We start from the raw sequence: 19,089 nt of genomic DNA on the forward strand, positions 1-19,089 counted from the left end.
ATTGAAAACTTCGGATTTGGAGGAGACTTCCATGGCGTTAATGACTTGGACCAAAGAAGAATTTGGTACCGACGTCCCTGTGTGCGACGAGCAGCACCAAAAGATCTTCGCGATGGTCAACCAGCTGTACGAAACCGCCGCCGGGGGCGACCGGAACGCGATCGGTAAGCTCCTAGACGAGCTGATCGACTACGTGGTGATGCACTTTCAGACCGAAGAGAAGCTGATGCAGGAGAAAGGCTATTCCGGCTATGCGGCCCACAAGGCCGAACACGACAAGTTGGTCGCCACCTGCGCCGACCTCCAGCAAAAATTCCACGCCGGCCAGGCCGAAGTCACCCAGGACACCGCAAGGTTCGTATGTGACTGGCTGCTTCATCACGTCCCCAAGGTCGACCGGCCTTACGGTCCCGCCTTAAGCGCTTAAAAACGATCCCTTATCGGCGGATGGCGACGATTTCCAGTTCCACCTCGCCGGCTGGTCGGCGCCAGCAGACGACGTCGCCGACGCGGGCATCGAGCAAGGCCTGGGCCAAGGGCGAGACCCAGCTGATGTAGCCTTTGCCCGCGTCGGCCTCGTCCTCGCCGACGAGGCGGTAAGCGTGGTGCTTGCCTTGCGCGTCTACGACTTCTACCCAGGCGCCAAAGTGCACGCGATCGGCCTGAGGGGGCGGTTCGACCACGATCGCAGAGCGAAGGCGCTGTTCCAGATAACGCAGCTCGCGCCGGATCAACATCAGTTCTTGACGCGCCTCCAGATCTTCGCGGCGGCTGAGCTGCGCTTGCCGGGCTTGGTAATCGGCAAAGCGTTGGCGCAAGCTCTTGAGCCCTTCGGGAGTGACATAGTTGGGATGCGGGCTGATTGGCTTGTCAGGCAATTCCTGAATGGCCTCGAAGGTTTCCTCTTTGACGAATGCGCGGCTCATAATTTGTTGAACTTAGGTAAGTTGAACGGCGATCATACCATTTTTTAGGCTATGCTTTGGGCAAGAGCCCATGCAAGCCAAGATGAAGGCGCTTTTGAGCTTGCTCGCTTTGGCATCGGCCTTGGCCGCCGCCCTCATGGGAGCGATTTTCCTGGTGACCGAGGATTGGCGGTTTCAGTTCGTCGCGTTTGCGGCGCTGGCGGCCACGGCTGGGGGCGTCAGCACCTGGCGTTGGCTGCAGCAAGTCCGCCGCAAGCGGCAGCTGCGCCAAGGCCTGATCGGGAAGACGGCCGAAGTCCGCCAGACCATTGCGCTCGGTCAGCGCGGGGACGTCCTGGCCGACGGGGCCTTGTGGGTGGCGATCGCCCCGGCGGCTCGGCGCGAGCTAAAGCGCGGGGATCGGGTGAGGATCGTGGGGGTGGAAGGGGTTTTGCTTTTCGTTGAGGCGGTCGAGGACGAAGCGCAAAAACCCCAGCGCCAGGCGGCGCTGGGGGAAAGAAGCAAGTGCCTTAGGCGACTTTGACGCTGATCTTTTTGGGCTGCACTTCCGGCTTCTTGGGAATGCTGACGGTTAGCACGCCCTTGTCGTAGTTGGCCTCGATCTTTTCTTCGTCCACCGATTCCGGTAGGGTGAAACGGCGGAAGAAGCTGCCGTAGAAACGCTCGACGCGGCGGTAGTTTTCCTTCTCTTCCTTCGCCTCGGTCTGGCGCTCGCCCTTGATGGTCAAAACGCCGTTCTGCAGGGTCACCTCGATGTCTTCCGGTTTGACCCCGGGCAGGTCCGCCTGGACCACGTAGCGATTGGCTTCTTCCTTGATGTCCACCGCAGGCGCCCACACCGCCGCGGCGGTCTCTTCCTCAGGCCGGAACAGCCGGCGCATGGATTCGAGCGAGCGCTCCATATCCCGCTCTAAGCGCTCTATCAGCGACCAGGGTTCGTAAGGCGTCAAGAGTGCCATGGTTTACCTCCATTCAGGTTGGTTGATACACGCCCTGAATATGGAGGCAAGGAACAAAAATTCAACCCTTAAGGGCTCAAGAGTTCGATCTTGTAGCCGTCGGGGTCTTCGACGAAGGCCAAGACGGTTTGGCCGTACTTCATCGGGCCCGGCTCGCGCACGATTTTGCCGCCTTTGGCGCGGATTTTTTCCACCGCCGCATAGACGTCGTCGACTTCGATGGCGATGTGGCCAAAGCCGTTGCCAAGGTCGTAGGCGTGGGTGTCCCAGTTGTAGGTAAGCTCTAGGACGGTGTTTGTGCGCTCGTCCCCGTAGCCGACGAAGGCCAAGGTGAACCGGCCTTCCGGATAGTCCTGGCGGCGCAGTAGCTTCATTCCCAAGACCTCGGTGTAGAACTTGAGCGACCGCTCCAGATCGCCAACGCGCAGCATGGTGTGCAAGATGCGCATAGGTCTCTCCTTTATTCCTGGGTTTTAGGCGCAGGATGGGCGGTTTCGATCAGATTGCCCATGCAGTTCATGATGTGTTCGGTGATTCCCAAAGCGGCGGCGCTTGCTTTTTGCTCCGAGCCGAACACGTCCTTGTAGCGCTTGATGGTCGTTAAGGCTTCTTCCGTGGTGCGCGCGCTCTCGAAGGCGGCATAGGCCTCCCAGTACGGCTTGCGCGCCGGCGAGCCCCGCAACCCCGGCAGGGTCTTGGCGATCTCCGCGGTGACGCATTCGGCCACTTCCTTAGGATCGAGATTGTAATCTTTAAGGTCCGGGTCGGTGGCCAGGCGCGCTGCCAATCTTTCTTCAAAGACGCTGCGTTCCTTGCTGTCGGCGCAGGCAGTAAGCAAGCTCGCCATCAAAGCGAGGAGGAGAATCTGTCGCATAGCAAGCAATACCTCGTTGAAAGAATAAATATTACTTAGCCGGCCGGGGAATGTACAGGATGGGCAGCCAGCGTCCGGCTCAAGGCGGCAAAGGCCGAGAGCGGCAGATTTTCCGCCCGCGCGCTAGGGTCTATGCCGCAGGCGCGGATGGTCTCCTCGGCCAGGAGCGATTTTAAGGCGTTGCGCAAGGTTTTGCGGCGCTGACCAAAGGCGGCGGCGACCACGGCCTGAAAGCACGCGTAGTCGCCAACTTCCACCGGCGGGCTAGGATGCGGCGTCAGTTCGACCAAGGCGGAGACTACCTTAGGGGGGGGATAAAAGCTCGCCGGCGCGACGGTAAAACGTTTTACAATGCGGCAGTGGTACTGCGCCATTACGCTCAGCCGGCCGTATTGGCGGCTGCCGGGGGGGGCGGCTAAGCGTTCGACGACTTCTTTTTGGAGCATAAACAACATATCGCGTATCGCTTGTTTTTGCTCAAACAAGTGAAACAACAGCGGGGTGGAAATGTTGTAGGGCAAGTTGCCGACGATGCGAAGCGCTTTTGTATCTTCGGCAAGCTGGGTGAAGTCAAAATTCAAGGCGTCGGCGCGGTGGATGTGGAGATTTTGGGCCGCGGCGAATTGGGCCTGCAGCTCCTCGACCAAGTCGTAGTCGATCTCGATCGCGTCCAGGCGCCGGCAGTGAGGGAGCAGATAGCGGGTCAGAGCGCCTTGGCCGGGCCCGATCTCGACGAGATGATCGCCTGCCTGGGGCGCAAGGAGCGCCACGATACGCGCGAGTACCGAGTTATCGCGCAGGAAGTGCTGGCCGAAGCGCTTTTTCGGTTTAGGCACGGCTAAGTTTTGCGGCGAGGCGGACGGCGGCCAACAAGCTCTTGGGGTCGGCGCGGCCGGTGCCGGCCAACTCCAGGGCGGTGCCGTGATCCACCGAGGTGCGCACGATCGGCAGCCCCAAGGTGAGGTTGACTGCCCGCCCGAACCCGGCGTATTTGAGTACGGCAAGACCTTGGTCGTGATACATCGCCAGGAAGGCGTCGGTGGTTTCTATCCGCTCGGCCAAGAACGCGGTATCGGCGGGCACCGGGCCTGAAAGCCGCATCCCTTCCCGGCGCAGGGCAGCCAATACCGGTTCGATGACTTCGATCTCTTCGCGCCCTAGGTGCCCGCCCTCGCCGGCGTGGGGATTGAGGCCGAGCACGGTGATGCGCGGGCAGGCGAGCTTGAAACGCCGCTTGAGATCGCGGTGGAGCACGGTAAGGACGGTTCTTAGGCGCTCTTGGGTCAGGGCCGCGGGTACCTCGCGCAAGGGCAGATGGGTCGTCGCCAGCGCCACGCGCAGGTCCACCGCCGGTTTTTCCAGGGGCGTCACCAGCAGCATCACCGGCTCGCCGGAAGTGATGGCGGCGATGAATTCGGTGTGGCCGGAGAAAGGGATGCCGGCGGTGTTGATGATCCCTTTGTGAACCGGCGCGGTGACTAAGGCGTCGAAACGCCCCGCCAGGCAGCCGTAGGTGGCGGTCTCGATCAAATCCAGCACGTGCCGGGCGTTGGCCGGGTCCAATCGGCCCGGGGTGACCGGAGCCGCTGCCGGTCTGGGCAAGACCCAAAGCGCGCCGGCGCGCTGGGGGTGGGCGGCAAGTCCTAGGTGGAAGGCAAGCGCAAAGCCAAGTTGCTCGGCGCGCGCCTTTAATACGTGCGGATCGCCCACGACGGTCAGACGGCAAGGCAATTCCTCAAGCGCCAGGCGTAGGCAAAGGTCGGGCCCGATCCCCGCCGGCTCGCCGTAGGTCAAGGCCAGATGGGGGAGGTCATTCGTCCAGGTGGACTTCCACATAGGATTCGGCGCGCAGCTTTTGCAGCCAGAGTTCGGTTTCCTCTTCGAACTTGCGCTGGGTGAGGATGTCTTTGGCGCGTTTTCGGCGGTATTCGGCGGTGTCGTTGCGGGTTTTGCGTCCCAAGACCTGGATCAGGTGCCAGCCGAACGGCGTCTGGACCGGCTCCGAGATCTCGCCTTCCTTGAGCCGATCCATGGCCTCGCGAAAGGCGGGCACCACCGCCTCGGGGGTGATCCAGCCCAGATCCCCACCTTTGACCGAGGAGGCTTTGTCGTCGGAGTAGTTTTGCGCCAGGGTAGCGAAATCTTCGCCTTGGGCCAGCCGTTGTTTGAGCAAGCGCAAACGCCGCTTCGCCTCGGCGTCGTCGATGACTTCGTTGGGTTGGATGAGGATGTGGCGCACGTGGGTTTCGGTCACCTGGTGCGAATCGTCCTTGCCTTTGACGTCGAGCAGCTTGATGATGTGGAAGCCGCTGGGGCTGCGGATCGGGCCTTGGATCTCGCCTTTCTGCATGCGGGGCACCAAGTCCGCAAACAGGCTGGGGATGGCCTCGAGTTTGCGCCAGCCTAGATCTCCCCCTTGCATGGCCTGGGCGCCGTCCGACAGAGTCACGGCGGCCTGGTGGAAGTCCAAGCCCTGTCTCAATTCGGCCACGAGCCGTTCGGCCTTTTGCTGGGCCTGCTGGATTCTCTGAGGAGAAGCGGCTTCCGGCGTGGCGATGAGGATGTGGCCTAAGCGGTATTCGGTCGCTGCCGAATCGGTTTGGGCTTCGGTTTCCAAGAAATGCTCGACTTCGCGCTCGCTGACCTGAATGCGCGCGTTCACTTGGCTGGCGCGCAGGCGGCCGAGCATGAGCTCCTCGCGCAAGTTTTCCACGAACTGGGCGTAGTCCATGCCTTCGTTTTCCACCGCCCGGCGGAAGGTCTCCAAGTCCATGCCGTTGCGCTGGGCTAAGTCGAGCAGAGCTTGGCGCAGGGTCTCATCGTCCACTTGGATTCCCTGCTGTTTGGCCAGCTGCAGCTGCAAGCTGCGCAGGATCATCCGTTCGAGTACTTGGCGGCGCAGGGCTCGGCGCTCCGGCAGGGGCGAGTTGCCTGCCTGAAGTTGGCGTTCGATCGCCTCGAGCTGTTGTTCCAGCTCGCTTGCCAAAATCACATCGTCTTCGACCACGGCGACGATACGGTCTAAGAGCTCGGCCGCCGGCAGCGGCCCTCCCAGAACCAGTAAGACGCACATTACCCATCTTTGCAGCATATTCAATACAACCAGTCTTCGGTGCCATAACCCCGCACGGTGCGCTCTAGGAACTGATCTACGTCTTTGCCTAAACTGACTAGACCTTTGAGCTCCAACTGAGCGAACACCGCCGTGTCTTCGGTGCGGTTCACGTCGCGGATGAACCGGCGCCCGATCAGCCGCAGGCGCCAGCAGCACGACTCGATCTCTACCCCCAGCAGGCTGTCTAGGGTGATGTCGTCGCGCAGCGAGTACTGCCAGCGACCAATGGCGTGCAGGCCCGGATACACCAACCAGCGGAACGAGCCGTCTAAAATTTTGAGCTGATCGCCCGCCAGATTGAAAGGCACCCCAGGAAGCAGCGGAGCGAAGCGCCGGAAACGATAGCCGAAATTGGCGATGCGATCGTCGGTGTCTTTGTATCCGAGCAGAACCTCGCCGCGGTCCAGGTCTTTCCGGTTAGGATTCCATTGGACGGCAGAAAGCACGGAGAGTTTGTCCGCCGGCAGCCAGTTAACTTCGGCCACCGAATTAGACCAATGCTCGGTTTCTACGGCTTGCCCGGGCAAAGTCACGCGCCGATCTTTAAAGTAATAAATCTGACCCACGCTGGCGCGCAAACGTTCCTCGCCGCTCTCTTCGAGCAAGCGCGAGGTCAAGGCGAGAGAAAGCTGATTGGCGTCGGTGATCCGGTCGTAACCGGCAAAGCGGTTTTCCCGGAACAGCTGGTTGAAATTAAAATCGAACAAGGCGCTGTCGAACACCGGAATGTCGTCCTGGCGTTTGCGCGGGATGTACAGGTAAAAGACCCGAGGCTCTAGGGTCTGGAAGAACCCTTGCCAGTCTTTCTCGAGAAACAGTCCGGCGTCTACCGAAGCGAGCGGCAACGCGCGCGAAATTTGGCTGTCCTGGCCGAATGTCGTGCCTTGCAAGAAGTATTGGGTGTAGTCGAAGCTGAGCTTAGGAACCAAAAAGCTCGCCGCCGTGCGCCAGGGGAAGGACAGGCTTGGGCGAAGGTGCAGGCGCTGGGCGTCGACGCGTTTGTCCTGCTGGAAATAGACGAATTCGCTGTCGAAATGGCCCAAAGCCCAGGGAGCAAGGCCCTGATCGATGGCGAAGAAGAGCTGCGGCAGACGGCGGTAGGGCTTGCTTGCGTCGGGGATGGTGGGATCCACGGTCTGCCAGTTCTCCAGTCGCCCGAGCAAGTACCAATTGTCGCGTCGGTACTCGGTGCGCGCTTCGCTGTGGACCTGCCGCCGGTTGGCCAGCGATAAGTTGTTGCCCAGCTCGTTGAGGTAGTGGCTGTCGGAGACGTAGTTGAGGTCCGCCAGCGCGCTCCAGTAAGGGTCGATCTGGGTCTGATTAAAAAAGCTGGCCTGACCGCGGGTGGTTCCGCGCTGGCTGTCGTGGGGCAAGATCTCGCCGGCGAGGTGGCCTTTGGAATTGGGCAACAGGTAGCGGAACTCCATGCCGGCCATGAAGCCGCGCTGGGCCATCACTCTAGGGATCAGGGTAAGATCGTAGTTGGGCGCGAGATTGAGGTAAAAGGGAAGGGTTACGTCGAACCCGCGGGTGCTGGAACGCCCCAAGGACGGGCTCAAAAACCCCGTGATCCGGCGGTCGTCTATGGGATGCGAAAAATAAGGCGTATAAAACACCGGAAGATGCATGAATTCCAGCCACACGTGATGGCCGGAGGCCAGGCCGCTTGCGCGGTTGATTTTGAGATCCTTGGCGTGCAGCACCCAGTCTTCCGAACCGATCGGACAGGTGGTGTAGACCACCTGCTGGTGGCGCGACAGCTGTTCGCTCTCGAAGCGGCTGCGGGCGGCGCTGCCGCGCGCCGGGGTATTGGCCAGGATGAAGCGGGGGTGGGTGAGGCGCGCTTGGTCTTGCTCAAGGTCCAGCCAGACGCTGTCGCTGACGAACAGGTAACCGGCGTCTTCGTAGATGACGTTGCCAAACGCGTTCAAGATATGCAAGTCGGTGTCGTAAGTTAAGGCGTCGGCCGCGAGCTTTTGCGGTCCCCGCTCGATCTTGACGTTGCCGGAGAAGAACGTTAGGCCTTCCCCCAGTGACTGGCTGTAGTCGGCTTCCAGGTTTAACGGCAGGCCGGCGCGGCTTGGGACAGGTTGGGCTTTGATCTTTTGGCCTTGGCAGTAGGCCCGCCACGGATCTTCCGGCAGCAGCTGGACTAGGCGAAAGAAATCTTGCTCGTTTTCAGGTGAAAAGACCTGGGGCCGTTCAAACCAAGCGCGCTTGTGGGCCTCAACCAAGCGCGGCTTCCCTTGCGGGTCGGGGCCGATGAGCTTGCACCGCCAGCTCGCTTGGGTGGGGTCCGGCGTGCAGGTCCAACCTTCCAGAGGGACGTTGGAGGTCGATCTTAAGCGAGTTTCCCGATCGGGTTGCTTTTGCTCGGGCGCCCCTTCGGCGTGCGCCTCCGGCGCCGGCTCGGCGGCTGTCTCCGCCTCGGCAAGCGTGTTCTGCGGGGGAGCGCCACAGACCCATTCTGCGCCCTCCAGACGGCAATCCCACGCAGGCGCATTTGCGCCAAGCGCAATCTGCGGCACAATGATCAGGGCAGCAAAGCAAATCCGCACGAGCGTGAGTCTCTAACGTGTGGTCTTCAAGTGGGCTTAGGCGTGACCCGGCAGGGCGAATTTTAACACGGGGAAAACCGTCGCATGGCTGAGAATGCAGAAGCGATGCAAATGGTCCGGCAGCCGCTGGATTTATCGGCTTGGATCGAACAAGAACTGAACCTCAAAGTGGACGGCTGGCAGAATCTGGCGGGCGATGCCAGCGGTCGCCGTTACTTTAGGCTGTGGACCCAGGATCGATCTTGGATCGCCATGCTGGCCCCGCCGCCGGAAAATCCGAAGGCTTTCGTGGCGGTGGCGGAATTGCTGCGCGGAGCAGGAGTCCGGGTGCCTGCCGTTTACGCGCGGAACTTGGAACGAGGGTGGTTGCTGCTCGAGGATTTTGGCGACTTGACTTGTTTTCAAGCGCTGCGAGCCGGCTGGCGTGAGGAATTGTATCGGGCGGCGCTGGCGCAGCTTACCCGGCTTCAGAGCCTCGACCCGCAAACTGTCGAGCTGCCGCGCTACGACGAGGGTCTGCTTAGGCGCGAGCTGGAAATTTTCCGTACGTGGCTGGCAGAAGCGTGGTTGGAGTTGGCCGTTCCGGAAGCCGTTTGGGGCGAAGCGGTCGAAGTCCTGGTGGACTCGGCCCTGGCGCAGCCTGTGGTGGCGGTGCACCGCGATTTCCACAGCCGCAACCTGATGGTGTTGGCCGAAGGCGGTGTGGGGGTGTTGGACTTCCAGGACGCGGTGGTGGGGCCGGCGACTTATGACCTGGTGTCTCTGCTGCGCGATTGCTATCTTGCCTGGCCCAAGGAGACCGTCTCCCGATGGTGTGAAGGCTATCGCCTGCAGCTGGCAAAGCAAGGGATCGATGTCTCGCCCCAAACCTGGCGAAAGTGGTTCGACCGGATGGGCGCGCAGCGCCACCTCAAGGCGGCCGGCATCTTCGCGCGCCTGTGGTTGCGCGACGGCAAGGGAGGGTATCTTAAGGACATCCCGCGGACCTTGGGCTACGTCGTCGAGGTCGCCGGCCAAGACGCGGAGCTTAAAGCGTTGGGAGAGTTTCTCGCCGATCGGGTGCTGCCGCAAGTGCTGAGGAGGCTTGCGCGATGAAAGCGATGCTGTTGGCGGCCGGCCGCGGCGAGCGCTTAAGACCCCTGACCGATACGCTGCCCAAACCGCTCCTAGAAGCGGGGGGCAAGCCCTTGATCGTACACGCGATCGAGCGTTTAAAGCGCGCCGGGTTTACCGAACTGGTGATCAATCTGGGTTACTTGGGCGAGAGGATCGAGGCGGCGTTGGGGGAGGGCAGGGCTTGGGGCGTGCGCATCGTGTATTCGCGCGAACCGCAAGAGGCGCTCGAGACCGGAGGAGGGATTTTCCAAGCCCTGCCGCAGCTGAGCGATCCTTTTTTGGCGGTCAATGCCGACATCGCCACCGACTTTCCGTTTGCCACGCTGCCGCCAGCGGATTTCGGTCTGGCGCACTTGGTGTTGGTGCCCAATCCTCCTTACCATCCGCAAGGCGATTTTGCGCTGGCGCAAGGCCGGCTGTGCTTAGAAGGGGAAAAATACACCTTCAGCGGCATCGGCGTGTACCGCAAGGCCTTGTTTGGCGGGTGCCGACCTGGAAGGTTCCCGCTGGCGCCGCTCCTTCGCCAGGCGATCGCCCAAGGTCAGGTGACCGGCCAATTGTATCTGGGGTATTGGAGCGATCTTGGCACTTTGGAGAGACTTCAAGCGTTCGACGCCAAACTCAGACGAGGAGGAAAACCATGCAAAACCCTATAGAACTCGGCGAAACTGGGCGCATCGAGGCGGCCAAGAAGTGGGCGACGATCGGCTACGCGCTGCAAGCGGCGTCTTTCATCGTCGGCGTCAGTTACCTGGCGGCGGTGATCCTTGCCTACCTGAAGCGGCCCGAGGCGCGCGGCACCTGGGTGGAATCCCATTATCTTTGGCAGATCCGCACGTTTTGGTACAGCCTCCTTTGGGGGGTGCTGGCGGGAATCGCCTGGATGTGGATGGCAGGCGTCCTGATCCTCACGGCGACCCTGATTTGGATGGTCTACCGGATCGTGGTGGGCTGGGTCCGGCTGAGCGAAAACCGCCCTGCGTACGCCGAGGGTCCGGTGATTTGAGCGTTCGGTTCAGCCCCCAAGCTGGTAGATGTCGGGCACTTGTTCGGGGGCGCTGATGCATACGTTCAAGTCCCGCAGCAGGCCGTTTTGGATCGCGTAGATCCAGCCGTGGACCGCAAGCTTTTGGCCGCGCCGCCAGGCGTCCTGGACGATGGTGGTATGGCAGACGTTGGCCACCTGTTGGATCACGTTCAATTCACACAGCCGATCGGCGCGCTGCTCCTCTGGCAGACGCTCGAGGAGCGCGGCGTGCTGGTGGTAGAGGTCTTTGATGAATCTGAGCCAGTTGTCGATCAGCCCTAAGGAATCTTGGCGCAGCGCCGCTTGTACCCCGCCGCACCCGTAATGGCCGCACACGATCACGTGTTCGATCTTGAGCACTTCCACCGCGTACTGCAGCACCGACAGCAGGTTCATGTCGGTGTGGATCACGAGGTTGGCGACGTTGCGGTGAACGAACACCTCCCCGGGCAGCAGGCCGATGACTTCGTTGGCCGGAATGCGGCTGTCAGAGCAGCCGATCCACAGGTACTTGGGGGCCTGCCCTTGGGCCAGGCGCTGGAAGATCCCCGGGTTGCTGCGCTCCATCGCTTCGGCCCAGCGGCGGTTGTTTTCAAACAGGTGTTGCAGCAGCTTCACGGCAAGGCCCTCCGGTTGGGTTTTGGGTGCATCCCAAGGATCGTCGGCGTGTGCGCCGGCAGGCTGCCCTGCAGGGGCAGGCCGATGAAGGTCAGGCGGATGCCTTTGAATTCGGCCTCGCTTTTGAAGTTGTCGAGGATTTCGAGCACGTCGTGGTCGATATAGCGGCTGCGCGAGCCGTCGATGACCACCTCAGAGCCGGGCGGGAGGGTATCTAGAGTGCGCAGCAGGTTGGCCTTGTTGAGGAAGCTGACTTGTTCGGACAGCTCGAGCAAGTAGCGGTTATCCTCGTGTTGTTCGTGAAGGTAGCCCCCGCACTTGTAGTTTTCCAACAGGATAAAGAAGATCGCCGCCACCATGCCTATTCCTACCCCGGTCAGGAGGTCGGTGAATACTAAGCCGAAAATGGTCAGGCCAAAGGGAAGGAACTGATACCAACCGCTGCGCCACATGCGCCGAAACAAGTCCGGTTTGGCAAGTTTATAACCGACCAGAAACAACACCGCCGCCACGCTGGCTAAGGGAACCCGGTTGAGATGCGGGGCGAATAGAAACGTGGAGACAAAAAGCAGCGCGCCGTGGATCATGGCGGCGAGGCGGGTTTTGCCGCCGGCCTGGACGTTGGCCGAGGAACGCACGATCACCTGGGTGATGGGGAGGCCGCCGATAAGGCCCGAGACGATGTTTCCTACCCCTTGCGCGAACAGCTCCCGGTCGGTGGGAGTGATGCGCTTGTAGGGGTCCAATTTGTCCACCGCCTCGACCGACAGCAGGGTCTCTAAGCTCGCCACCACCGCCAGGACCAGCGCGAGCTTCCAAACCTCAAAGTTGCCCAACGCCGACAGGTCGGGCAAGGCGAAAAACCCACGCCACCCCTCCAAGCCTTCCAGCACCGGCAGCTGCACCAAGTGCTTTTGCGAGACCGCAAGGTCTGGAAAGTAGCGGGCCAGAGCTTGATTGACGAGCGCGCCGGCGACCACCGCCACCAGCGGCCCAGGCAGCCACTGCAAGAGAGCCAAGCGCTTCCATCTTGGCCGCTCCCACAAGAGCAACAGCATTAGGCTGACCGCGCCGATCAGCACCGCCCCTCCGTGCAGCGCCCCCAGCATGTGGGCCAAAGCCGCCAAGGTCGTCTCCCCGCCCGGCTCCAGATAATCGATGTCGCCTTCCCAGTCCACGTCATAGCCGACAAGATGCGGGATCTGTTTGAGCGCGATGATGATGCCGATGCCGGCGAGCATGCCGGTGATCACCGCCGACGGGAAGTAATAGCCGATGATTCCAGCGCGCAGCAGGCCAAACGCGAGCTGCACGAGCCCCGCCAGGATCGTGGCGGCCAAGAACGCCTCAAAGCCCACCTGCCCGATCGCTTCGGCGACGATCACCGCCAAACCCGCCGCCGGCCCCGACACCCCAAGCGCCGAGCGGCTAATGAGCGGGACGATCAGGCCGCCTACGCAACCTGCGATCAGCCCAGAGCTCAAAGGGGCGTTGGAAGCCAAGGCGATACCCAGACACAAGGGCAAGGCCACCAGAAACACCACGATTCCGGCAGGGAGATCAAAGCGCAGGCTGCGCCAGAAAGCCAGGTCTTCTTCGGGGTAAGAGAGCGATCTACCGGCTGGCATAGGAGCTTCTCCTTGTCACTTTGGGGGGTTAGTGTAGCCAACGTTCCCTGAGCGGGTCAAATGACGGTATCGAAGAGCTTGTGTACATAAGCCAGGTGGGTCAACTCGGCGAGGGTGGCGACGTTTAGCTTGTGCTTGATCTGGGTAAGATAATTAGCGGCGGTCTTGTAGCTGATGTGGAGGTTGGTGGCGATTTGTTTGAGCGTTAGGCCGCGGGCCGCTAGGCAGAAGATTTCGAACTCGCGCGGTGAAAGGCGCGCGAGCATTCCTTCGGGGTGGCCTGAGGCGTACTGGGCGAGGAGGGCTTGGGCGATGGGCTCGGCGACATAGGTTTGGCCGCGCGCCACTTTCTCGATCGCCTTCGGCAACAAGTCGGGATCGGCGCTTTTGGGAAGATAGCCTTTGGCGCCTGCTTCGAGCGCGCGCTTGGCGTACAGGGCTTCTTCGTGCATGGTCACGACCAAAACCTTGGCTTTGGGATCGCGCCCCAGGATGCGGCGGAGCACGCTCAGGCCCCCACTTCCCGGCAAAGCCAGGTCGAGAATCAAAACCTGCGGGTGGTATTGGAAATACTTGTGGTAGGTGCCGTCGCTGTCTGCGCTTTCGGCGACGATCCTGAACCTGGGAAATTGGGACAGCAAAAAGCGGTAGCCGGCGCGCACCACCGCGTGGTCATCGGCGAGCAGGATCGAGATCATCGGTCTTCTCCGGTAGCCATACGCGTACGCTCAACCCTTGTCCCGGTTGGCTGCAAAGCTCAAGGCGGCCGCCTAGGCTTTCGGCGCGCTCGCGCAGCAGCCTCAATCCGCACCCGGACACCTGTTCCAAGTTGGCTCCTTGGCCGTCGTCGGCCACTTCTAAAAACCAGGCCGGTTCGAGTATTTGGCTTGTCTGTCGGCGCAAGGCGACTTTGACGGTTTGCGGCTGGGCGTGTTTGAAGGCGTTGGTCAAAGCTTCTTGCACGATGCGGTAAAGGTGAATCCAGTTTTCCTTAGGGAGGAAATGGTCTGCGGTCTCGTCCAAGTCGAGCGCGATCTGGACCGCGGGTTGTTTGCTTTGCCAATCGGCGACAAGGTGGGCGATCGCCGCCGTCAGCCCCAAGTCGTCGAGCATCAAAGGCCTTAAGTTTTGGATCCTAGCGCGCACGATTTGAAACAGCTGATCGACGCTCCTCAAGATGGTTTGGGCGGCTTGTTCTTTGGCCTGGCCTTGAGCTTTTGGGATCGAGCGCGCCATGAGTTTGATCGCGCTCAACCTCTGCCCCAGCTCGTCGTGGAGTTCGCGCGCCAGCAGGTGGCGTTCGTCCTCTTCGATTTTGAGCAAGCGGCGCGTCAACCGCGCGTTTTCAGCGTGCACGCGCGCGAGCGTCTCGGCCAAATGATTGAAGCCGGAGGCGATGCGCGCAAACTCAAGCGGAGCAAAACGCGGCAGGCGCCACGAATACTCCCCGCGCTCTAAGGCCAAAAAGCCTTCAAGAATCGCCTCGACCGGGCGGAAAGCCCAGCTCACGAGCGCCACGCTCGCCCCAAAAAAGCCCAGCGCCAATGCCCCGATCAAGCTCAAAAAAACTTTAGTTTCTTGCCAGGCTTCGGCGATCTCGTCCTTGGGATCGGCGATCAAGGCCAAGTGCAGCGTCCCTCTGGCCAAAGGCAAGGCGTAATCTTCGCGCATCGCCTCTGGCGCCACCCAGCGCGCAAACCACGCCGGCGCCGCCGGCGGCAGGTTTGGGGCGATGCCCGCCTCGTCCACGACTAGGCGCACGTGGCGCAGGCTGCGAAACTCCGCAAGCACCCGCTTGGCCTCTTCCGGCGACGCCGGCGCTTTCAGGCGCGCCTCCACCCACTCGCGCGCAAGCTGCATGGCCGATTCCATCTCCTCGGCCACCGACTGGCGCACGTGGCCGACGACCCACAGGCTTCCTAAAAGCCCGATCGCTGCCAGCAAAGCGGCCAAGCTTAAGATCAGGCGGGTTTTGAGGTTCCAAGGGCGCATGCCGTTATTTTCGCCAAACGCCGAAACTTAAGCGAAAGGCAGGATGTGGCTGCGCAACAGCCGATCTTAAAAAAGCGCTGGTGTTTACAAGTCTCTACGTCGCTGGCTTTAAGGCTCAATGTGCAGCAAGGTCTCCTGAGGGGTGACCGAGTCGCCTTTGCGCACGTAGATTTGGGTGACGGTGCCGGCGATGGGGGCCTGGACTTCGGTTTCCATCTTCATGGTTTCAACCACCAGCAAGGGATCGCCGGCATTTACCTTGTGGCCTTCGCCGACCAAGACTTCGACGATGTTGCCCGGCATGGCCAAAGTCACATCCCCTTCGCTTTGCGCCTTGGGACGGCGGCTGGAGAGCCTGCGCGGTACCGCCCCTTCGGCCCCGCCGCTTAAGACCACCTCGTCCAAGGTCTCGATGACGGCTTCCTCGGGTACGCCGTCGACCACGAGGTAAAAATGCCTTTCGGCTTGGTGTTTGGGGCCGGCGCCGGTGATGCGCACGTGGTAGGTTTCCCCGTGCAGGTGGATGTTAAATTCGGTCGGGGCGACTTGAGGCGCGTAGGTCTCGGGCGGTTCGATGGGTTCGGGCTGCAGAGCGCCGGCGGCGCGCTGCTCCAAGAATTGGCGGCCGATATCGGGGAACATGGCGTAGATCAAAACGTCTTCTTCGGACTTGGCCAGCTCGCCGATTTGTTCCCTTAAGGCCTCCATCTCCGGCGGCAGAAGGTCGGCCGGGCGGCAATCGATGAGGTCTTCTTGCCCGATAGCTTGGGATTTGAGCGCCTCGTTGACTGGTGCCGGCGGTTTGCCGTAGCCGCCTTGGAGGTAGTGCTTGACCTCGTTGGTGATGGTCTGGTAGCGCTTTCCGCTCAATACGTTGATGACCGCCTGGGTGCCGACGATCTGCGAGGTCGGGGTGACCAGCGGCGGATAGCCTAGATCGGCGCGCACTTTGGGGATCTCGGCCAGCACTTCCTCGAGCCGATGAAGCGCGCCTTGCTCTTTGAGCTGATGGTACAAGTTGGAAATCATCCCGCCGGGAATCTGGTGGAAGTGAACGCGCGGGTCGGGTCCGGTGTACTCCGGCTCGAAGCGATGATATTTGCGCCGCACTTCCCAAAAATAGGCAGCAAGCTCTTCGAGGAGCGGAAAGTCGAGTTCGACTTCGTAGCCTAGGTCTTTGAGGGCAAAGGCTAGGCTTTCGGTGGGCGGATGGCTGGGGCCGCCGGCGAATGAGGAGATGGCCGTGTCGAGGTGCTCGCACCCGGCTTCGACCGCTTTCAGATGGCACATTTCCGCCAAGCCCGAAGTGGCGTGGCAATGCAGATGCAAAGGGAGCTTGACCGCTTGTTTGATCGCGCGCACCAGCTCGTAAGTCACCTTCGGCGTCAGCAGCCCGGCCATGTCCTTGATCGCGATCGAATCGCAGTCCATCCTGGCCAGTTCCTTGGCCAGCTCGACGAAGCCTTCGACGCTGTGCACCGGGCTGATGGTGTAGCAGAGGGTGCCTTGGGCGTGCTTGCCGGCGCGCTTGACGGCGGCGATGGCGGTTTTAAGATTTCTTAAGTCGTTTAAGGCGTCGAAGACGCGAAACACGTCTATGCCGTTTCGCGCCGCGCAGGCGACAAAAGCCTCGACCACATCGTCGGCGTAGTGACGGTAACCCAAAAGGTTCTGCCCGCGCAGCAACATCTGCAGGCGCGTGTTGGGCAAAGCGCGGCGCAGCGCGCGCAGCCGTTCCCACGGGTCCTCTTTGAGGAACCTCAGGCACGCATCGAAGGTGGCTCCGCCCCAGCATTCCAGCGACCAGTAGCCCACGCGGTCGAGTTTGGCGCACGCCGGCAACATGTCTTCGGTGCGCATGCGCGTGGCGATCAGGCACTGGTGGGCGTCGCGCAGGATGAGGTCGGTGAGGTGGATTTTCATGGCTCCTCCTTACAGTCCAGCGTGCGCGGCGATCGCGGCCGCGAGCGCGGTGGCGATGTGGCTCTTGCTGCGTTTTTCCGAATAGCGGGTAAGCTCCGGATGCCGCTCGACGAAGCCGGTGTCAAAACGGCCCGAGCGGAAATCGGCGGTTTTTAGAATTTGCTGGTAATACGCCCTTGTGGTCTTGATCCCGCTGATCTCCATGTCGTCCAGGGCGCGGCGGCCGCGGTTGATCGCGTCTTCGTAGGTAGGGGCCCAGACGATGAGTTTAGCGATCATCGAGTCGTAGAAGGGGGGAATTTCGTAGCCGGTATAGATCGCCGTGTCGGTGCGCACTCCAGGGCCGCCCGGAGCGTAGTAGCGGGTGATCCGCCCGAAGCTGGGGAGGAAATCGTTGCGCGGGTCTTCGGCGTTGATCCGGAACTGGATGGCAAACCCGCGCTTTTGCACCTGGTCTTGGGAGTAGCGCAGCGGCAGATTGGAAGCGATGCGGATTTGTTCCTCGACGATGTCGACGCCGGTGATTGCCTCGGTGACGGTGTGCTCGACCTGGATGCGGGTGTTCATCTCCATGAAGTAAAAATTGCCTTCTTGGTCGCATAGAAACTCGACCGTGCCGGCGTTCCGATAGCCCACGGCGCGCGCGGCCTTCACCGCCAGGGCGCAGACGCGCTCGGCTTCAGCCTCGGTAAGACCCGGCGAAGGGGCGATCTCGATCAATTTTTGGTTGCGGCGTTGGATCGAGCAGTCGCGCTCGAATAGATGGATGACATGGCCGTAGTGGTCGGCCAAAATCTGCACCTCGATGTGGCGCGGCTTCTCAATGCATTTTTCCAAGAAAATTTCGGCAGAACCGAAGGCTTTGACGGCTTCAGAGACTACGCGCTCGTAGTAGTGCTTAAGCTCTGCGGGCGAGTTGCAACGCCGAATCCCCCGCCCGCCGCCGCCGGAAGTGGCCTTGAGCATCACCGGGTAGCCGAGACGAGAGGCTTCTTCTAAGGCTTCCTCAACGCTCGAGAGGCTGCCTTCGCTGCCTGGAAGGATGGGAATTCCGGCCTGCTGCATGGTCCTTCGCGCTTGGGTTTTGTCGCCCATGCGGCGGATGATCTCGGCGCTCGGACCGATGAAACAAATCCCGCGGCGCGCGCAGATTTCGGCAAACTGAGCGTTCTCCGCCAGAAAGCCGTAGCCAGGGTGGATGGCATCGCAGCCGGTCTCCAAAGCGAGGTTGACCAGCTTGTGCGGGTTGAGATAGCCGGCCAGCGGGTCCTCGCCTAAGCTGTGGGCTTCGTCGGCTTTTTTGACGTGCAGGGCGTGGCGATCGGCCTCGCTGTAGACGGCCACCGACAAAATGCCCATTTCGGCGCAGGCGCGGATGATGCGGACGGCGATCTCGCCGCGGTTGGCGATAAGAATTTTGCGCAGCATAAAGCCCCTGTTAAGCTGTAGCTTTCCGATCGTGCAGGGCCGAGCGGAAGGCGGCTTAATATTTTGGCATATACTCTCTCGATTTTCGACGCTTCTTGCAGGAAAACCATGCGGGTACTATTGATCGCGGGGATATGTGGGTGGCTTTGCGCTTGCTCTGCCGTCCAGGGATGGTTCGAACACCGGCCCAAACCGGTGGAGGTCGTGCCGGAAGAGGACTTGTACCGCCAGGCTAAGGAGAAATTGGATCAAGGCAGCTACAGCCGGGCGATCGAATTGTATCAAACGCTGGAATCGCGCTATCCGTTCGGCCGTTACGGAGCGCAGGTGCTTTTGGATCTGGCCTACGCCCAGTACAAGCAAGGCGATGCCGAATCGGCTTTGGCGACCATCGACCGCTTTTTCAAGCTTTACCCGGCCCACCAGCGCCTCGATTACGCTTATTATCTGCGCGGGCTTATCCACACCAGCCAGAGGATGGGGTTTGTGGAGCGCTATTTCCCCATCGACCTGACCAGCCGCGACGTCAGTCCCTTGGCCGAGGCCTATCAGGATTTTTCGACCTTGCTGGAAAAATTTCCAAACAGCGAATACCGCCAAGACGCCGAGCAGCGCAAGCTGGCCTTGTTCCACTGGATGGCCAGGCACGAATTGCACGTGGCGCGCTTTTATTTTCAGCGACAAGCGTATCTGGCCGCGGCCAATCGCGCCGCCTACATCGTCGAAAATTATCCGGGCACTGGGGCGGTGCCCTGGGCATTAAAAATCATGGCGGACGCTTACCGCCAATTAGGAATGACCGAACTCGCCGAGCGGGCAGAGAAGATTTACGCGCTCAATTTCGGCGCGGCCGAACCGCCTGCGGAGGAGTCGCCTAAAACGCTTTTGGGCTGGGTGTTTTGGTTGTTTCGTTGGGACTGATGCC

Annotated in this window: 20 protein-coding genes; 6 read left to right on the forward strand and 14 right to left on the reverse strand. The window is 61.1% G+C overall.

Annotation, left to right across the window (positions count from 1 at the left end; all coding sequences use genetic code 11):
* The first annotated feature begins 31 nt into the window (after positions 1-31).
* Positions 32-427, forward strand: a complete 396-nt coding sequence (locus ACYQ3M_RS03830) for a bacteriohemerythrin (protein WP_460034734.1) — start codon at positions 32-34, stop codon at positions 425-427.
* A gap of 10 nt (positions 428-437) precedes the next feature.
* Here ACYQ3M_RS03830 and ACYQ3M_RS03835 read toward each other — a convergent pair whose 3' ends face one another.
* Positions 438-926: a GreA/GreB family elongation factor gene (locus ACYQ3M_RS03835; protein ID WP_460034735.1), complete on the reverse strand. Its 489-nt coding sequence runs from the start codon at positions 924-926 to the stop codon at positions 438-440.
* Positions 927-996: 70 nt separating this feature from the next.
* On the opposite strand from ACYQ3M_RS03835, the gene ACYQ3M_RS03840 reads away from it, so the two are divergent.
* Positions 997-1,449 (forward strand): NfeD family protein, encoded by a 453-nt coding sequence (locus ACYQ3M_RS03840; protein WP_460034736.1) that lies wholly within the window; start codon positions 997-999, stop codon positions 1,447-1,449.
* Here the strand turns inward: ACYQ3M_RS03840 and ACYQ3M_RS03845 are convergent.
* The 7 genes from ACYQ3M_RS03845 to ACYQ3M_RS03875 all read right to left on the reverse strand — a co-directional run bounded on the left by ACYQ3M_RS03845 (position 1,436) and on the right by ACYQ3M_RS03875 (position 8,432).
* Complete coding sequence (locus ACYQ3M_RS03845; RefSeq protein WP_460034737.1) at positions 1,436-1,885, reverse strand: Hsp20/alpha crystallin family protein; 450 nt, start codon at positions 1,883-1,885, stop codon at positions 1,436-1,438. The two genes, ACYQ3M_RS03840 and ACYQ3M_RS03845, sit on opposite strands and share 14 nt — an antisense overlap.
* A gap of 68 nt (positions 1,886-1,953) precedes the next feature.
* A complete protein-coding gene (gloA, locus tag ACYQ3M_RS03850) occupies positions 1,954-2,334 on the reverse strand; it encodes a lactoylglutathione lyase (protein WP_460034738.1) in 381 nt (126 codons plus the stop codon).
* Positions 2,335-2,345: 11 nt separating this feature from the next.
* Positions 2,346-2,759, reverse strand: a complete 414-nt coding sequence (locus ACYQ3M_RS03855; protein WP_460034739.1) for a hypothetical protein — start codon at positions 2,757-2,759, stop codon at positions 2,346-2,348.
* 35 nt (positions 2,760-2,794) lie between these two features.
* Positions 2,795-3,595 (reverse strand): 16S rRNA (adenine(1518)-N(6)/adenine(1519)-N(6))-dimethyltransferase RsmA, encoded by an 801-nt coding sequence (gene rsmA / locus ACYQ3M_RS03860; protein ID WP_460034740.1) that lies wholly within the window; start codon positions 3,593-3,595, stop codon positions 2,795-2,797.
* A complete protein-coding gene (gene pdxA, locus ACYQ3M_RS03865) occupies positions 3,588-4,595 on the reverse strand; it encodes a 4-hydroxythreonine-4-phosphate dehydrogenase PdxA (RefSeq protein WP_460034741.1) in 1,008 nt (335 codons plus the stop codon). The genes rsmA and pdxA overlap by 8 nt, the downstream gene beginning before the upstream one ends.
* A complete protein-coding gene (locus tag ACYQ3M_RS03870) occupies positions 4,570-5,832 on the reverse strand; it encodes a peptidylprolyl isomerase (protein WP_460034742.1) in 1,263 nt (420 codons plus the stop codon). Before ACYQ3M_RS03870 ends, pdxA begins: the two co-directional genes overlap by 26 nt.
* Before the next feature lie 20 nt (positions 5,833-5,852).
* Positions 5,853-8,432: an LPS-assembly protein LptD gene (locus ACYQ3M_RS03875; protein ID WP_460034743.1), complete on the reverse strand. Its 2,580-nt coding sequence runs from the start codon at positions 8,430-8,432 to the stop codon at positions 5,853-5,855.
* 84 nt (positions 8,433-8,516) lie between these two features.
* Between ACYQ3M_RS03875 and ACYQ3M_RS03880 the strand changes: the two genes are divergently transcribed.
* Genes ACYQ3M_RS03880 through ACYQ3M_RS03890 form a run of 3 tightly spaced genes read left to right on the forward strand, consistent with a single transcriptional unit; the run spans position 8,517 to position 10,554 of the window.
* The gene (locus tag ACYQ3M_RS03880) at positions 8,517-9,527 is read left to right on the forward strand and encodes an aminoglycoside phosphotransferase family protein (RefSeq protein ID WP_460034744.1); all 1,011 of its coding nucleotides are present in this window, start codon (positions 8,517-8,519) and stop codon (positions 9,525-9,527) included.
* A complete protein-coding gene (gene murU / locus ACYQ3M_RS03885; protein ID WP_460034745.1) occupies positions 9,524-10,204 on the forward strand; it encodes an N-acetylmuramate alpha-1-phosphate uridylyltransferase MurU in 681 nt (226 codons plus the stop codon). Before ACYQ3M_RS03880 ends, murU begins: the two co-directional genes overlap by 4 nt.
* Positions 10,189-10,554 carry a DUF4870 family protein gene (locus ACYQ3M_RS03890; protein ID WP_460034746.1) on the forward strand — a complete coding sequence of 122 codons (366 nt, stop codon included), beginning with the start codon at positions 10,189-10,191 and terminating at the stop codon, positions 10,552-10,554. Before murU ends, ACYQ3M_RS03890 begins: the two co-directional genes overlap by 16 nt.
* A 9-nt stretch (positions 10,555-10,563) precedes the next feature.
* Here the strand turns inward: ACYQ3M_RS03890 and can are convergent, their stop codons facing one another.
* The 6 genes from can to ACYQ3M_RS03920 form a co-directional block, all read right to left on the reverse strand.
* The gene (gene can, locus ACYQ3M_RS03895) at positions 10,564-11,193 is read right to left on the reverse strand and encodes a carbonate dehydratase (RefSeq protein ID WP_460034747.1); all 630 of its coding nucleotides are present in this window, start codon (positions 11,191-11,193) and stop codon (positions 10,564-10,566) included.
* Positions 11,190-12,821 (reverse strand): SulP family inorganic anion transporter, encoded by a 1,632-nt coding sequence (locus ACYQ3M_RS03900; RefSeq protein ID WP_460034748.1) that lies wholly within the window; start codon positions 12,819-12,821, stop codon positions 11,190-11,192. Before ACYQ3M_RS03900 ends, can begins: the two co-directional genes overlap by 4 nt.
* Positions 12,822-12,877: 56 nt before the next feature.
* A complete protein-coding gene (locus ACYQ3M_RS03905; RefSeq protein WP_460034749.1) occupies positions 12,878-13,519 on the reverse strand; it encodes a response regulator in 642 nt (213 codons plus the stop codon).
* Positions 13,494-14,813, reverse strand: coding sequence for an ATP-binding protein (locus ACYQ3M_RS03910; protein WP_460034750.1), 1,320 nt, complete (start codon positions 14,811-14,813; stop codon positions 13,494-13,496). The genes ACYQ3M_RS03905 and ACYQ3M_RS03910 overlap by 26 nt, the downstream gene beginning before the upstream one ends.
* A gap of 108 nt (positions 14,814-14,921) precedes the next feature.
* Positions 14,922-16,736 carry a sodium-extruding oxaloacetate decarboxylase subunit alpha gene (gene oadA, locus ACYQ3M_RS03915; RefSeq protein ID WP_460034751.1) on the reverse strand — a complete coding sequence of 605 codons (1,815 nt, stop codon included), beginning with the start codon at positions 16,734-16,736 and terminating at the stop codon, positions 14,922-14,924.
* A 9-nt stretch (positions 16,737-16,745) separates the two neighbouring features.
* Complete coding sequence (locus ACYQ3M_RS03920) at positions 16,746-18,164, reverse strand: acetyl-CoA carboxylase biotin carboxylase subunit (protein WP_460034752.1); 1,419 nt, start codon at positions 18,162-18,164, stop codon at positions 16,746-16,748.
* A gap of 108 nt (positions 18,165-18,272) precedes the next feature.
* On the opposite strand from ACYQ3M_RS03920, the gene ACYQ3M_RS03925 reads away from it, so the two are divergent.
* Positions 18,273-19,085 (forward strand): outer membrane protein assembly factor BamD, encoded by an 813-nt coding sequence (locus ACYQ3M_RS03925; RefSeq protein ID WP_460034753.1) that lies wholly within the window; start codon positions 18,273-18,275, stop codon positions 19,083-19,085.
* The last annotated feature ends 4 nt before the right edge of the window (positions 19,086-19,089 follow it).

The organism is Methylothermus subterraneus (assembly GCF_054656915.1).

Coding starts and splice junctions, on each gene's coding strand:
- ACYQ3M_RS03910 (WP_460034750.1), bottom strand. CDS start 14,813: ATGCGCCCTTGGAACCTCAAAACCCGCCTGATCTTAAGCTTGGCCGCT.
- gloA (WP_460034738.1), bottom strand. CDS start 2,334: ATGCGCATCTTGCACACCATGCTGCGCGTTGGCGATCTGGAGCGGTCG.
- ACYQ3M_RS03870 (WP_460034742.1), bottom strand. CDS start 5,832: ATGTGCGTCTTACTGGTTCTGGGAGGGCCGCTGCCGGCGGCCGAGCTC.
- ACYQ3M_RS03890 (WP_460034746.1), top strand. CDS start 10,189: ATGCAAAACCCTATAGAACTCGGCGAAACTGGGCGCATCGAGGCGGCC.
- ACYQ3M_RS03925 (WP_460034753.1), top strand. CDS start 18,273: ATGCGGGTACTATTGATCGCGGGGATATGTGGGTGGCTTTGCGCTTGC.
- ACYQ3M_RS03835 (WP_460034735.1), bottom strand. CDS start 926: ATGAGCCGCGCATTCGTCAAAGAGGAAACCTTCGAGGCCATTCAGGAA.
- ACYQ3M_RS03840 (WP_460034736.1), top strand. CDS start 997: ATGCAAGCCAAGATGAAGGCGCTTTTGAGCTTGCTCGCTTTGGCATCG.
- ACYQ3M_RS03845 (WP_460034737.1), bottom strand. CDS start 1,885: ATGGCACTCTTGACGCCTTACGAACCCTGGTCGCTGATAGAGCGCTTA.
- ACYQ3M_RS03905 (WP_460034749.1), bottom strand. CDS start 13,519: ATGATCTCGATCCTGCTCGCCGATGACCACGCGGTGGTGCGCGCCGGC.
- ACYQ3M_RS03855 (WP_460034739.1), bottom strand. CDS start 2,759: ATGCGACAGATTCTCCTCCTCGCTTTGATGGCGAGCTTGCTTACTGCC.
- oadA (WP_460034751.1), bottom strand. CDS start 16,736: ATGAAAATCCACCTCACCGACCTCATCCTGCGCGACGCCCACCAGTGC.
- murU (WP_460034745.1), top strand. CDS start 9,524: ATGAAAGCGATGCTGTTGGCGGCCGGCCGCGGCGAGCGCTTAAGACCC.
- ACYQ3M_RS03900 (WP_460034748.1), bottom strand. CDS start 12,821: ATGCCAGCCGGTAGATCGCTCTCTTACCCCGAAGAAGACCTGGCTTTC.
- ACYQ3M_RS03830 (WP_460034734.1), top strand. CDS start 32: ATGGCGTTAATGACTTGGACCAAAGAAGAATTTGGTACCGACGTCCCT.
- ACYQ3M_RS03920 (WP_460034752.1), bottom strand. CDS start 18,164: ATGCTGCGCAAAATTCTTATCGCCAACCGCGGCGAGATCGCCGTCCGC.
- pdxA (WP_460034741.1), bottom strand. CDS start 4,595: ATGTGGAAGTCCACCTGGACGAATGACCTCCCCCATCTGGCCTTGACC.
- ACYQ3M_RS03880 (WP_460034744.1), top strand. CDS start 8,517: ATGGCTGAGAATGCAGAAGCGATGCAAATGGTCCGGCAGCCGCTGGAT.